Origin of the sequence: Amycolatopsis cynarae (genome assembly GCF_026802195.1) — a bacterium.
In the GTDB taxonomy this organism is placed as follows: domain Bacteria; phylum Actinomycetota; class Actinomycetes; order Mycobacteriales; family Pseudonocardiaceae; genus Amycolatopsis_E; species Amycolatopsis_E rhizosphaerae.
This window is the reverse complement of record NZ_CP113836.1, coordinates 2,355,653-2,369,235: the sequence shown is the minus strand read 5'-3', so window position 1 is coordinate 2,369,235 and position 13,583 is coordinate 2,355,653. Positions and strand designations below refer to the sequence as shown.

At 70.2% G+C, this 13,583-nt stretch carries 14 protein-coding genes; 11 read left to right on the top strand and 3 right to left on the bottom strand.

What is annotated here, in order from left to right:
* Positions 1-131: 131 nt before the first annotated feature.
* Entirely contained in the window at positions 132-992 is an 861-nt protein-coding gene (locus ORV05_RS11220) for an alpha/beta fold hydrolase (protein WP_268758394.1), read from the top strand.
* Between the two features lie 72 nt (positions 993-1,064).
* On the opposite strand, the gene ORV05_RS11215 is transcribed toward ORV05_RS11220, so the two are convergent.
* A complete protein-coding gene (locus ORV05_RS11215; RefSeq protein ID WP_268758393.1) occupies positions 1,065-1,820 on the bottom strand; it encodes a CTP synthase C-terminal region-related (seleno)protein in 756 nt (251 codons plus the stop codon).
* A 75-nt stretch (positions 1,821-1,895) separates the two neighbouring features.
* Here ORV05_RS11215 and ORV05_RS11205 point away from each other — a divergent pair, with 75 nt between their 5' ends.
* Positions 1,896-2,777 (top strand): LysR family transcriptional regulator, encoded by an 882-nt coding sequence (locus ORV05_RS11205; RefSeq protein ID WP_326938133.1) that lies wholly within the window; start codon positions 1,896-1,898, stop codon positions 2,775-2,777.
* 31 nt (positions 2,778-2,808) lie between these two features.
* On the opposite strand, the gene ORV05_RS11200 is transcribed toward ORV05_RS11205, so the two are convergent.
* Positions 2,809-3,312 (bottom strand): MarR family winged helix-turn-helix transcriptional regulator, encoded by a 504-nt coding sequence (locus tag ORV05_RS11200; protein WP_268758392.1) that lies wholly within the window; start codon positions 3,310-3,312, stop codon positions 2,809-2,811.
* 92 nt (positions 3,313-3,404) lie between these two features.
* On the opposite strand from ORV05_RS11200, the gene ORV05_RS11195 reads away from it, so the two are divergent.
* From ORV05_RS11195 to ORV05_RS11155, 9 genes are all read left to right on the top strand, one after another.
* Positions 3,405-3,956: a carboxymuconolactone decarboxylase family protein gene (locus ORV05_RS11195; protein WP_268759759.1), complete on the top strand. Its 552-nt coding sequence runs from the start codon at positions 3,405-3,407 to the stop codon at positions 3,954-3,956.
* 55 nt (positions 3,957-4,011) lie between these two features.
* Positions 4,012-4,719 carry a GntR family transcriptional regulator gene (locus ORV05_RS11190; protein WP_268758391.1) on the top strand — a complete coding sequence of 236 codons (708 nt, stop codon included), beginning with the start codon at positions 4,012-4,014 and terminating at the stop codon, positions 4,717-4,719.
* Positions 4,720-5,000: 281 nt separating this feature from the next.
* Positions 5,001-5,807, top strand: coding sequence for an N-acyl homoserine lactonase family protein (locus tag ORV05_RS11185; RefSeq protein WP_268758390.1), 807 nt, complete (start codon positions 5,001-5,003; stop codon positions 5,805-5,807).
* 14 nt (positions 5,808-5,821) lie between these two features.
* The gene (locus ORV05_RS11180; RefSeq protein WP_268758389.1) at positions 5,822-7,099 is read left to right on the top strand and encodes a hydroxyacid-oxoacid transhydrogenase; all 1,278 of its coding nucleotides are present in this window, start codon (positions 5,822-5,824) and stop codon (positions 7,097-7,099) included.
* A gap of 4 nt (positions 7,100-7,103) precedes the next feature.
* Positions 7,104-7,484 carry an FmdB family zinc ribbon protein gene (locus tag ORV05_RS11175; protein WP_144590824.1) on the top strand — a complete coding sequence of 127 codons (381 nt, stop codon included), beginning with the start codon at positions 7,104-7,106 and terminating at the stop codon, positions 7,482-7,484.
* Entirely contained in the window at positions 7,481-10,324 is a 2,844-nt protein-coding gene (locus tag ORV05_RS11170) for an FAD-binding and (Fe-S)-binding domain-containing protein (RefSeq protein ID WP_268758388.1), read from the top strand. The genes ORV05_RS11175 and ORV05_RS11170 overlap by 4 nt, the downstream gene beginning before the upstream one ends.
* 224 nt (positions 10,325-10,548) lie before the next feature.
* Positions 10,549-11,154 (top strand): DUF6230 family protein, encoded by a 606-nt coding sequence (locus ORV05_RS11165; RefSeq protein ID WP_268758387.1) that lies wholly within the window; start codon positions 10,549-10,551, stop codon positions 11,152-11,154.
* A gap of 44 nt (positions 11,155-11,198) precedes the next feature.
* Positions 11,199-11,732 carry a DUF6114 domain-containing protein gene (locus tag ORV05_RS11160; RefSeq protein ID WP_268758386.1) on the top strand — a complete coding sequence of 178 codons (534 nt, stop codon included), beginning with the start codon at positions 11,199-11,201 and terminating at the stop codon, positions 11,730-11,732.
* Positions 11,733-12,021: 289 nt separating this feature from the next.
* Positions 12,022-13,089, top strand: coding sequence for an AI-2E family transporter (locus ORV05_RS11155; protein WP_268758385.1), 1,068 nt, complete (start codon positions 12,022-12,024; stop codon positions 13,087-13,089).
* A gap of 7 nt (positions 13,090-13,096) precedes the next feature.
* Here ORV05_RS11155 and ORV05_RS11150 read toward each other — a convergent pair whose 3' ends face one another.
* Positions 13,097-13,510, bottom strand: coding sequence for an SHOCT domain-containing protein (locus ORV05_RS11150; protein ID WP_268758384.1), 414 nt, complete (start codon positions 13,508-13,510; stop codon positions 13,097-13,099).
* Positions 13,511-13,583 lie beyond the last annotated feature (73 nt).

The following is a 13,583-nucleotide window of genomic DNA, read 5'->3' as shown; positions in this document are numbered from 1 at the left end:
TCTCCCGGGACCCAGGTCCCCCCGCGCAGGTCCGCACGAACGGGCGGAAAAGGACCAAGGACAGTGGTTCGCGCCACAGAAAGCGGGGCATCCTGGGAGTCCTGGCGAGGAGACAGACAAGGAGGTCCGTCGTGAATCACGTGAAGCTGAACTGGCACACCGTGAAGGTCTCCGGACGGATCGCCCATTACGGCGTCGGCGGCAGTGACGGGCCCGTGGTGGTCTTCCTGCACGGCTGGGGGCTCGCGGACCGTACTTACGCGCGTTCGCTCGGTTACCTCGCCTCGAACGGCCTACGGGTCTACGCACCCGCACTGCCCGGTTTCGGCGGCACCGCGGAACTCCCCGAAGACGAACGGGATCTGCACGGCTACGCAGCGTGGGTCCGCGAGTTCCTCCGCACCATCGGGATCACCGGACCGGTCGCGCTGGTCGGGCATTCCTTCGGCGGTGGCGTCGCCATCCGCACGGCCTACGACTTCCCGGACACCACCTCCCAGCTGATCCTGCTCAACTCGATCGGCGGCTCCTCGTGGACCAACAACCGGGGAGTGCTCAAGGCGATCGCGCAACGCCCCCTGTGGGACTGGGGGCTGCACCTGCAGGCCGACCTGCTCCCGACGCGCCAGATGGCCAACGTCCTGCCGGTGATCCTGCGTGACGCGGTGCCGAACCTGCTGCGCAACCCGGGTGCGATCTGGCGGGTCGCCAACCTCGCCCGCACGGCGGATCTCACCACCGAACTGGCCGAGCTCAACAAGCGCAAGCTCCCGCTGGTCATCGTCTGGAGCCAGAACGACAACGTGATCCCCGAAGCCACGCTGATGTCGTTGCACGCCGGGCTCGACGATCCGAAGCTGATCACCGTGCCGGGAGGGCACGGCTGGCTGCTGGCGGACCCGGACCGCTTCGGCGAGGTGATCACCAACGTGCTCCAGGTCGTCGAGTCGGCCGCCCCGGCGACGCCCCGCAAGCCGGGCCGGGCCGCGTAGCGGGTCTCCCCGCGGGCCCGGGCCGGATGCGGAAAACGCCTTCCCGGTGCGGTGCTCCCGCACCGGCGCGCGTCACACGGCCGTCGGAACCTTTTGGTCCATACCGGCCCGGAGCACGGCGGCGCGAGCGAACGCGGCGACGAACGGGTGCGGCCGCGAGCCGTCCCCGGCCAGTTCCGGCTGGAACAGGGTGGCCAGGAAGAACGGATGACCGGGCAGTTCGGCGACGCGGACGTCACCGGCGTCGTCGACCCCGGTGAAGGCGATCCCGTGTGCGGCCAAGGTGTCCAGATAGGACGGGTTCAGGCCGTAGGAGCAGTGGTAGCGCTCCGTCGTCCGGTTCCCGCCGAGCAGCCGTTCGGCCAGCGAACCGGGGGTGAGGTTCACCGCGCCCTCGTGCCCGACCAGCGAGCAGGCCAGCGGGGCGATGAGCTGTTCGGCGGCCTCCGGTTCGGCCTCCCCGTGGGCCACCCCGGCCAGACCGGCGACCGAACGCGCGTATTCGAGCAGCATGTGCTGGAACCCGGCGCAGGTGCCGAGGAACGGGATCCCGGCCGTCCGGGCCGTGCCGACGGCGGCGAGTGCGCCTTCCTCGCTCTCGTAAGGGCTTCCCGGCAGCAGCCAGATCCCGTCGAACCCGGCGAGTGCCCCGGGCTCGGCCGCGTCGGGGGTCGGCACCCAGTAGGCGTCGAGTTCGAGGTGCTCGCGTTCTCGCAAGGCCTCGACGAGCAGGGGGATCCGGGTGTGCGAACGGACGTTGGCGCTGCGGTCCGCGACGAGGGCGATCCGGGCGCCGATCCGGGCGCCATGAGGGTTGGTGGTCGTCATGTGGTCCATCGTTGCCCGGATGACGAATCAAGGCCAACGATGATTCGCGCTGGGTCGATAAGCAATACTGATCGAGTGGAGTCTCACCTGCTGCGCACCTTCGTCACCGTGGCCGCGCTCGGGTCGTTTTCGGCGGCCGCCCGGCAGCTCGGATACACCCAGTCCGCGGTGTCCCAGCACATCGCGGCACTGGAGGGCGACCTCGGTGTCGCGCTGCTGCACCGCAGGCCGGTCGAACCCACCGCCGCCGGGCAGCGGCTGCTCGACCACGCGGGCCCGATCCTGCGGCGCATGGAGGCCGCCCGGGCCGACATCCGGCGGGCCGCCGGAGAACCGCCGGGCAAGGTGGTGCTCGGCGGCTGCCCGCTGGCCCTGGCCGGCTGGGCCGCCAGGGCGCTGGCGGAGGCGCGCCGGTCCCTGCCGGGCCTCGAGGTGAGCGTGCGGGCCGCCGCGCGCGACGCGGTGGTCGACGGGGTTGCCCTCGGCGAGATCGACCTCGGACTGGTCGACGGGATCGTCGCGCCAAGCGATCCGCTGCGGCTGCACGACGCGGACTTCCTGACCACCGCCCCCGTCGCCGAAGAACCGGTGGCCCTCGCCCTGCCCGATGAGCACCCTCTCGCCACGCGTTCCTCGGTGCGGCTTCGGGATCTCGCCGACGCGAGCTGGCTCGACGCGCCCGGCATCGCCGCTCCGCTCGGTGAACTGCGCGCCGCCGTCGGCACCGACCACCTGCGCAGCGCACTGCGGTACGAGGGCGGGGACACGAGGACCCTGCTGTCCCTGGTCGCCGAGGGGCACGGGCTGCTGCTCCTGCCCGCCTCGGCACTGGCCGGTGCCCCGGGTGTGCGGGCGGTGCCGCTCTCGGCGCCGCGGCTGGTGCACCGGACCGAACTCGTGCACGGCCGCGCCCCCGGGGCCGCGGTGTCCGCACTCGCCGCGGCCCTGCCCCGCTGAGGGGCCTTGCCCGGACTCCGCAACGCGGGAATCAGCCGGTCTTGCCGGTGCCCTGCTCAGTGCCGAACCAGCCCGGCGCGTCGAGGCGGAAGCCCTCGGCGGGCGCCATCGTGCTCAGGGCCGCCTCCAGATCCCGGACGCGGTCCTTCCCCAGCGCCGAGACCCAGTGGGCGCGCAGCTCATCGAAGATCACGGCCGATCGGCCGAGGAGGTCGAAGCCCCGGGGAGTGAGCCGGACGAGCTTGCGCCGGGCGTCGTTCGGATCGTCGGCCCGCTCGACGTAACCCAGCTTTTCGAGGCGATCCACCGTTTTCCCCGCCGCCTGCTTGGAAATGCCGAGCCGGCGGCCGAGTTCGGTTGCCGTGGCCCCGGCGCGGCCGACCGCCTGCAGGGCGAAGCCGTGCACCGGGCGGGCGTCCGGATGCCCCTGGCGGGCCAGTTCGGCGTTGAGCTGGTCGATGAGCGCGCGGAAGTTCGCGAACAGCAGCAGCGGCAGTTCGAACCCGGCCCGGTCCGCCCCTTCCCGGTCAGCCATGGCCGAATCCGATCTTGCCAAACTCGTCAACCTGGTTTACCTTTTCGACAACCACGTTGACGACTCTAGCAAGGAGCCCCATGTCCGAGCAGCTGTTCACCGACCACACCCTCGAATCCGCCCCGGCCGCCTCCCGCCGATTCATGCAGGGCACCGCGGGCCACCTGGGATACCTCCCCGCCGCCACCCGGCGCTGGGCTGCCTCGCCCCACCTGCTGGAGGGTTTCGGCAAGCTCAACGTCCTGTTCGAGACGACCACCCTGGAGCCGCTGGCCCGCGAAGTCGTCATCCTCACCGTCGCGACCCGCAACGGCTGCCACCTGTGCGTCGCGATGCACACCGCGAAGCTGATCAAGCTGGGGGCGGCGGAGGAGCTCATCTCGGCACTGCGCGAGCGGCGACCGCTGGCGGACGAACGCCTGGAGGCCGTCCGCGTCCTCACGCTGACGATCCTGGACACCGCCGGCGCGGTGGACGACACCGCACTCCAGGCCTTCTTCGCGCACGGCTACACCCGCCAGCACGCGCTGGAGATCGTGCTGGGCATCGGCACCTACACGATGTCCACCCTGGCCAACGGCCTGGTGCGAGCACCGCTGGACGAGCCGCTCGAGCCCTACGCCTGGCACGGGCACGCCGCCTGAGAACGGCCCCGGCGGGCTGCCCGAGGCCCGTGGTGGCCCGTGGGAAAATGGCCGGATGCGGCAGATCGGGAACGACGCGAACCTCGCCGGGAAGATCCTCGACGAGCTCAGGACCGCAATCGTCAACGGCGAACTGGTCGCGGGCAGTCTGTACTCCGTGCACGACCTCGCCGAACGGCTCGGGGTGTCCCGCACCCCGGTGCGGGAGGCCCTCATCCAGCTCGTCGAACGCGGCATGGTGCGGTTCGAGCGAAACCGGGGGGTGCGCATCCTGCAGACCTCCCTGCACGATCTGGAGGAGGTCTTCGCGATCCGGCTGCTGCTGGAGGTGCCCGCCACCTACCGGGCGGTGACCCAGCGGACGCCTGCCTGCCTCAAGGAGCTCGCCGTGCAGCTGAAGGCGATGCGGACCGCCGCCACCCGGCACGACGAGACCACGTTCATGGCCGCCGACCGGCGTTTCCACGAGGTGATCAACGAGGCCTCCGGCAACCTGAGGCTCGCTCGCTACATCGATTCGCTGCGGGACATGGTCCTGCTGCGGGGCACGTCGACGGTGGACCGGTCCCGCAGCCTCGACGACATCCTCGCCGAACACCAGGCGATCTTCGACCTGATCGAGGCGGGCGAGGCCGAACGGGCCGCGGAGTCGATGCGCACGCACCTGCTGCACACCGCGCGTCTGCTGATCGGGCAGGAAGCGGCCGCGGGCGGGGATTCCGCACCCCCGGTCTCCTTCGACTGGACCGCCTACCCCCGCTGACCCGGCCCCCGGCCTTGCCGCAGGGGGCCGGGTCGCTGGCCTTCTTCGACCTCCTGGAACCAGGGGCGTGCCCTCAAGGTGGCCTTGAGGGCGTTGATGACCCTGAAGGCGACCTTCATGGCATCCCGCCCCGGCACCAGCGTGGGACACACGCGCACGAGCGTGGGACTCGCGCGGCGAACGGGCCCTCTACGGCGCCTACGGGCTCCGGTTGACGGAGTAGCATGCTACATGCCACTGTGTCGCCCGGCGGTTCTCGCACGAAGCGCAAGGAGGCGCGGATGACGGCACCGAGCAAGGTCCACCTGCTCCGGACCGGGACCATGGAATGCGACCAGACGTGGCTGCTGCTCAAGCCGGGAGCCACGATCACCGACCGGTCGAACCCCGCCAAGCAGGCCGTCTGGACGACCTGCCCCACCCATGCCGTGCTCATCGAGCACCCCGAGGGCCGGATCCTGTGGGACACCGGCGTGCCCCAGGACTGGGAGACCCGCTGGGCACCCACCGGCCTGCAGGAGTTCTTCCCCGTGCAGGAGGGCACGAGCTACCTGCAGGACTCGCTGGCCGCGCTGGAGCTCACGCCGGACGACATCGACGTGCTCGTGCTGTCGCACCTGCACTTCGACCATGCCGCGAACGCGAAGCTGTTCGACAACGGCAAGACCCGCATCATCGTCAACCGGGCCGAGCACGAGGGCGCGCTCGGCATCGACGGCCCGTTCAAGGGCGCTCACCTCAAGGTCGACTACGAGGGCATCGACTACGAACTCGTCTCCGGTGACGCCGAGATCGCGCCGGGGGTGAGCGTCATCGAGACCCCGGGCCACACCTGGGGGACGATGTCGCTGCGGGTGGATCTGCCCGAGTCCGGCACGAAGATCTTCACCTCGGACGCGGTCTACCTCGGCGAGAGCTGGGGGCCGCCCGCGGTCGGCGCCGCGATCGTGTGGGACAGCGTGCGCTGGCTGGAGTCGGTGGAAAAGCTGCGCCGCATCGCCGAGGAGACCGGCGCCGAAGTGGTCTTCGGGCACGATCCGGACCAGGCCGCGAAGCTTTCCTTCGCCCCCACCGGGTACTACCGCTAGGAAGGGGACGCGCCATGACCGAGTATCTGAACGAAACGGTGTTCACCTGGGGCGCCACGCCGCTGAAGTTCGGCGCGGGCGCGGTCGACGAGATCGGCTGGGATCTGGCGCAGATGGGCGCCGAACGGGTCCTGATCGTCACCGACCCCGGCGTCGCGGCCAGCGGCGTCCCGCAGCGGGTCGCCGACGCCGCCAAGGCCGACGGGCTCACCGTCGAGATCTACGACCAGGTGCACGTCGAACCGACGGACGCGAGCATCAGGGCCGCGGTGGAGTTCGCGAGCGAGTCCACCTGGGACGGGTTCATCGCGGTGGGCGGCGGTTCGTCCATCGACACCGCCAAGGCGGTGAACCTGATGACCACCTACCCCGCCGATCTCTACGACTACGTCAACAAGCCGATCGGCGCGGGCAGGGCGCCCGCGGGCCCGCTCAAGCCGCTGGTCGCGGTGCCCACCACGGCGGGCACCGGCTCGGAGACCACACCGGTGTGCATCATGGACTTCCTGGAGCTGAAGGTGAAGTCCGGGATCAGCCACCCGCGGCTGCGGCCGACGATGGCGGTCGTCGACCCGCTGCTGACGCTGAGCATGCCCCCGGAGGTCACCGCGGCCAGCGGGATGGACGTGCTCTGCCACGCGCTGGAGTCCTACACGGCACGGCCGTACGACTCCTTCCCCCGGCACCGGCCGGAAACGCGCGTGGCCTACTGCGGGGCGAACCCGATCTCCGACGCCTGGACCGAACAGGCGTTGACGCTGCTGGCCCGCTCCTTCCGGAAGGCCGTGCTCAACGGCGGGGACCTCACCGCCCGCACCGACATGATGCTGGCCGCGACGTTCGCCGGGATGGGCTTCGGCAATGCCGGGGTGCATATCCCGCACGCCTGCGCGTACCCGATCGCCGGGCGGGTCAAGGAGTACCGGCCGAAGAACTACCCGCAGCACGAGGCGATGGTCCCGCACGGGGAATCCGTCTCGCTGACCGCGCCCGCCGCGTTCCGGTTCACCTTCCCGACCAATCCGGACAAGCACCTGCGGGCGGCGGCGATCCTCGATCCGCGCGCCGCCGCGCAGGCGGACCCGGTGGACCAGTTGCCATTCGTGCTGTCCTCCCTGATGCGCGACATCGGGATCCCCAACGGCATCGACGGGGTCGGCTACAGCGAAAGCGACATTCCGGACCTGGTCGAGGGTGCGCTCAAACAGGAACGCCTGCTCACGATCGCGCCCCGCCCGGTGCGCGGCGAGGACCTCGCCGCCATCTTCGCCGAGTCGATCGAAAACTGGTGAGGGCATGCCGATCTACGACTACGCCTGCGAGTGCGGGCACCGGTTCGAAGCGCTGGTGCCCTCGCATGCCAGTCCGGCACCGGACTGCCGCGCCTGCGGCGGCCGTCCGCGGCGGCGGCCGCCCGCGGTCCGGCTCGGCGGGGTCGCCGACGCCGGCCCGAGCCGGGACGACGCGCCGAAGAGCTGGCGGGGCACCGGCAACGGTGACGCCGAGACCGTCCGCCATTGGCACCGGCAGATGACCCGGCGCGAGAAACTGGAGCAGCGCTACCCCGAACTGGCCGGTGACCGCCGTCCGGTGCTGGCCCACGAGGGCCGGTTCGCGGCGGCGCCCCTGCGGGCAGGCGATCCCCTGCCCGCTTCCCCGAGTGATGGAGCCGCATGACCGCGACAGCGGACGAGGAGCACGTGGCCCGGTTCCTGGCGGAGCTGGGCCACGCGCTCGCGGGTGAGGTCGAGTACGGAACCACGGCGCGGGCGACGTACAGCATGGACGCGTCCAACTACCGGCAGGTGCCGGTGGCCGTGGTCCATCCCCGCACGGTCGAGGATCTGGAGACCACGGTGCGGCTGTGCCGCCGGTACCGGATCCCGATCACCGCGCGCGGGGCGGGCACCAGCATCGGCGGGCAGGCGCTCGGGCGCGGGGTGGTGCTCGACTACTCCACACATCTGAACCAGATCCTGGAGATCGACCCGGCCGCCCGCACCGCGCGGGTGCGCCCCGGGGTCGTGCTGGACCGCCTGCGGGAGGCCGCGGCGGTCCACGGGCTGACCTTCGGGCCCGATCCGTCGACGCACAGCCGTTGCACGCTGGGCGGGATGGTCGGCAACGACGCGTGCGGCTCCCATTCGGTCGCCTGGGGCCGCACCGCCGACAACGTGGTGGCGCTGGAGGTGCTCACCGCCGACGGCACGCGCATGACCATCGGGCCGGACACCGCGGCAGATCCCGGCCCGGCCGGCCGGGTGCACCAGCGCCTGCGGCAGCTCGCCCTGGACAACCTCGCCGTCCTGCGCACCGGTTTTCCGTCGCTGCCCCGCCGGGTCTCCGGCTACGCGCTGGACCAGTTGCTGCCGGAGAACGGCACCAACCTGGTGCGCGCGCTGGTCGGCACCGAAGGCACGTGCGTGCTGCTGACCGAGATCACCGTGCGGCTGGTGCCCGCGCCCGCGGCCCGCGCGCTCGTGGTCGCCGGGTACGAAGACGACATCGCCGCCGCGGACGCGGTGCCTTCGGTGCTGTCGTTGAAGCCGCTGACCGTGGAGGGCATGGGCGCCGATCTGGTGGAGGCGCTGCAGGCCCGGCGGGCGCACCCGGCGGTGGACCTCCTCCCGAAGGGGCGAGGCTGGCTGTTCGTCGAGGTCGGCGGGGCGAGCGCCGAACAGGCTCGGCAGCGGGCCGAAGAGCTGTCCGCGGTGCTGCGCGGCCGGACCGGGGCGGACACCGTGGTGGAGACGGATCCCGCGGACCAGCGGCTGCTGTGGTCGGTCCGGGAAAGCGCCGCGGGCATCGTCACGCGCATGGCCGAGGGGACCGAGGCCTGGCCCGGCTGGGAGGATTCCGCCGTCCCGCCCGAGAACCTCGGCGCCTATCTGCGGGACTTCCGCGCCCTGCTGGCCCGTCACGGTCTCAAGGGCGTCCCTTACGGGCATTTCGGCGAGGGCTGCGTGCACATCCGGATCGACTTCGCCCTGACCGACGAGGAGGGCAGGCGGCGGTTCCGGGCGTTCCTGGAGGAGGCGGCGGATCTGGTGGTCCGCCACGGCGGATCACTGTCCGGCGAGCACGGCGACGGCCAGGCCCGCGCCGAACTGCTGCCGCGCATGTACCCGCCCGCGATCCTGGACCTGTTCGCCCGGTTCAAGGGCATCTGGGACCCGGAAAACCTGTTCAACCCGGGAAATCTGGTGCATCCCCGCCCACTGGACGCGGACCTGCGGTTCGACGGGCCGGTGCGGTCGCTGCCGGTCACGCTCAGGTACCCGCACGACGGCGGCAGCCTCGCGGTGGCGGCCCGCCGCTGTGTCGGCGTCGGCGCCTGCATCGACACCTCGACGGGCGTGATGTGCCCCAGCTACATGGTCACCCGGCGCGAGGAGCACTCCACCCGGGGCCGCGCGCACCTGCTGTTCGAGATGATGCGCGGCGAGACGGTGACGGAAGGCTGGCGCTCGCGGGAAGTCCTTCAGGCGCTCGATCTCTGCCTGGCGTGCAAGGGCTGCCTGTCCGACTGCCCGGTCAACGTCGACATGGCCTCCTACAAGGCCGAATTCCTGCACCAGCACTACGCCGGCCGCCTCCGCCCGGCCAGCCACTACTCGCTGGGTTTCCTGCCGCTGCTGGCGAGACTGGCCTCGGCCGCACCCCGGTTGGCGAATGCGGTGCTCGGCGGGCGGACGGCCCCGCTGGTGAAGAAGCTGGGCGGGATCACACCGGAACGCTCGCTGCCGCGGTTCGCGCCCCGGAGCTTCCGCCGCTCGTTCCGGCCACGGCCCGGCGGTGACCGGCCGAAGGTGCTGCTGTGGCCGGACACCTTCACCAATTTCCTTTCGCCCGAAGTGGGTGTTGACGCGGTGAAGGTGCTGGAGCACGCGGGTTTCGACGTGGTGCTGCCCTCGTCTTCGGTCTGCTGCGGGCTGACCTGGATCTCCACCGGCCAGCTGAACATCGCGCGGCGCATGCTGCGGCGCACGCTGCGCGTGCTGCGCCCGGCGCTGGACAACGGGGTGCCGATCGTCGGCCTGGAACCGAGTTGCCTGGCCGTGTTCCGCCACGACGCCCGGGAGTTGCTCGGCGACGACGAGCTCAACGGCCTGCCCGGAAAGGCGTTCGGCCTCGCCGAGTTCCTGGAGCGCTTCGCGCCCGACGTGGAATTTCCCCGCCTTCCCGCGAAAGCGATCACCCAAGAGCACTGCCACCAGCACGCGACCACCGGCAACGCGGCCGACGAACGCCTGCTGCGGAAGGTGGGCGTGGACAACCGAACACTCGACTCCGGATGCTGCGGACTGGCCGGGAACTTCGGGGTGGAGAAGGGGCACTACGAGGTGTCCGTCGGCGCCGCGAACCGGGTGCTGGTGCCCGAGGTGGAAGCCGCCGCCCCGGACACCCTCGTCCTCGCCGACGGGTTCAGCTGCCGGACGCAGATCGCCGACCTCACCGAACGCCGAGCGCTGCATCTGGCACAGGTGCTCGCCCGAGCACTCGAGCACAGCGAGTAGCACTAGCGCACCACTGCGTTACCGTCAAAAAACCCGTTAACCCACAAGGGTTTGTCGTTCAACCGTGCCTTTACAGTCCACTTCGGACAGTCGATGCATTCGGTCCAGACGCACCACGCGACCCGATAGCGCTTCGCCACCGGGTGATTTCGCCGTTTGCGACAGCGGTTTCACGGTTTCCGCCACATCCTGGTTACACCAACCTCACATGAAGGGAGCCAGATGTGACTGACGTGCCGGAGAGGCCGGCCGGAAGAATCCGGTGGCGGCGCTTTCTCGGAATCTTCGCCGCCGGGGCCATCGGTGCCGGCGGGATCATGGTGGCCATCGCCCAGGAGGCGCTGGCCGTGTCGTTCGCGGTCGCCGGGACGCCGCTCAAGACCACCGCGGACCAACTGAACGGCTATGGCTTCGTGGCCTACGGAGCCGTCGACCACGAGATCAACGGCAGGCTGCACCCCGTGCTGGTGAACGCCTTCCGGCGGGCCACCCTGGACAACTTCTGCCAGTCGGTCGTGACGCCGGTGCCGATCCTCGGAGCGGTCACCCTGCGGACCACCGCGCCGCACGTCTACGCGGAGAACCTGGGTGTCGACGTCGAGCTCATCCTCGGCACCGTGACCTACCACGACGTCGAGATCAACCGCGACGCCAGCACGCTCACCCAAGGGCCTCCCGGGGCCAGGGGCGTGCCCGGCACCTCGGGCACCCAGGCGGCCGCGGTGAACGTGAAGGACCTCCGGCAGATCGCCTGGGCGACGGTGGCGGACACGCTGCGCCTCTCCGACTCCAAGAATATCGTGCTCATCGGCAACCACCCCTGCTTCTGATCATGGACAGGTCGGAGAACGCAATGCTGCGCGGGAGTGCGGCGATGGTCACAGGCTCCGGAAGGGCCGTGGCGCGCGGCTGGTCGGCCGTGCGGTCCGGTAGGCGGGCGTTCAAGCGCTGGCGGCGCGCGCGTCCCTTCCCGGCCGCGGTGCTGCTGGTGGCCTCGGCGATCATGCTCCTGCTACCGCCCTATTTCACGCTCAGGTACCGGGACCTGGTCATCTCGATCAACACGGTCGGCGGTGCCTCCGCCCTGGTGCTGGGCGGTCTGCTGATCATCGGTGCCGTGGTGCTGTGCGTCCGGCCGAAGTACCGCGTCCCGGTCGGCATCGTCGCGGTGCTCGCCTCCCTGGTCGCCCTGGTCACGGCCAACTTCGGCGGCTTCCTCCTCGGTACGATCTTCGGGCTCCTCGGCTCGGCGTTGTGTCTGGCCTGGACCGATCAGCCCACCCTGCTCCGGCAGGCTGCCGAGAAGGCTCCCGGCCGCAAGCGCCGCTTGGTCCGGCTCTTCGGCCGGGGTAAGCGCCGTCAGGACGCAGCACTGGGACAGGAATTGCCGGAACGAGAAAGTGTCTGACACGACAAGGATCTGTGTCGAAGTGGTTTGCATGGCGGTGCGAGTAGCGGAACCTCGGGCGGTTCCTGGCTGCGGGATCTCCTCCTCATGAATGCCAATTCACCACGGAGGAGCTGTCCTCGCCAGGAACCGCCTGAGAACCCGCGGTGCAAGCTGACAGCCCCACCGCAAGCGGCTCCGTCGCTTTGATACATGCCTTAGGAGACACGATGTCCGTAGCGCGGCGCGGAGAGCGCTCCCCCAGCCCGGGTGAGGCCACCGGGCGGGGAATACGATCGACGATCCCACGGTGACGACCCCACCAGCTCCCCGCGCCGCGCTGCCCCGCGGCCTGACCGTACTCCTGGCCGCCGCGGCCGTGGTGGTGGTGATCGCCGGGCTGAAGGCGGCTTCCTGGTTCGTCGGCCCGGTGCTGCTCGCCCTGGTGATCGTGATCGCGGTCAGCCCGGTCCAGTCATGGGCACGCCGCCACAACTGGCCGGGCTGGCTTTCAACCCTGCTTCTTCTGCTCGTCGTCTACGGCATCATCGTGGCGCTGATACTGACGATCATCGTTTCCGCGGCCCGGCTCGTCTCACTGTTTCCCCAGTACTCGAGTCAGGCCTCGGCGCTGTTCCGCGAGGCGATGGCGACGCTGGAACGGTTCGGGGTCGACCGGGACGCGGCGGCGAAAACGGTGGGCTCGCTCGACCCGGCCAAGCTCGGCGGTCTCGTTTCCAGTCTGCTGTCCGGTGTGACCAGTGTCCTTGCGAATCTGGTGTTCCTGCTGGCGCTGCTCCTCTTCCTCTCCGCCGAGGCGAGCGGGCTGCCCGCCCGGCTGGCCGAGATCGCCACCGATCGCCGTCCGGTGGTGGCGGCATTGCACGACTTCGCCCACGGCACCCGGCGCTACCTGGTGATCACCACGGTCTTCGGTTTCATCGTCGCCGTCTTCGACACGATCGGGCTGGCCCTGCTCGGGGTGCCGGTGGCCGTGCTGTGGGGCGTGCTCTCCTTCATCACCAACTACATCCCCAACGTGGGGTTCATCCTCGGCCTGATCCCGCCCGCGCTCCTCGGCCTGCTGTCCGGCGGCTGGCCGCTCATGCTCGAAGTGATCGCGCTGTACTCCGTGCTGAACCTGGTGATCCAGTCGCTGATCCAGCCAAGGTTCGTGGGCACCGGCGTGGGACTTTCGGCCACCGTCACGTTCCTGGCCCTCATCTTCTGGGCCTGGGTACTCGGCGGCCTCGGCGCGCTGCTGGCGATCCCGATGACACTGCTGGTCAAGGCGCTACTGGTGGACACCGACCCGCGGGCGAACTGGGTGACCGCGCTGGTGCGCTCGGCCCAACCCGACTCGGCTCCGAAACGCTGAGACCACCTCAGTGCGTGAGGACCTTCCTCTTCAGTGTCTCGTATTCCTCGTTGGTGATGGCGCCGCTGTCCAGCAGTTGCTTTGCGTGCGCGATCTGCTCGGTGGGCCGCTCGCCCGACTTGCTGACCGAACGCACGTACTCGTCGAACTGCGCCTGCGCGGACCGTGCCTCCTTGACGTTGCGCTCGCCCATCTGCCGTCCCTGGGCGATCAGGTAGATCAGCACGCCGAGGAAGGGCAGCACCAGCACGAACAACGTCCAACCCGCCTTGCCCCAGCCGGAGATGTCGTGACGGCGGAACAGATCGCGGAACACCATGATGAGCAGCCAGAACCAGATCACCCAGCCGAAGAACACCAGCATCGTCCACACCAGTTCGAGGAACGGGTATTGACTGCCGGTTGTCTGTGCCAGCACCATGTTTCCTCCTTAACGGGCGAGCACCTCGCCGGCGTCGCCCTTCTATCGGACAACCGGCCCCGGCGCTCCGCGT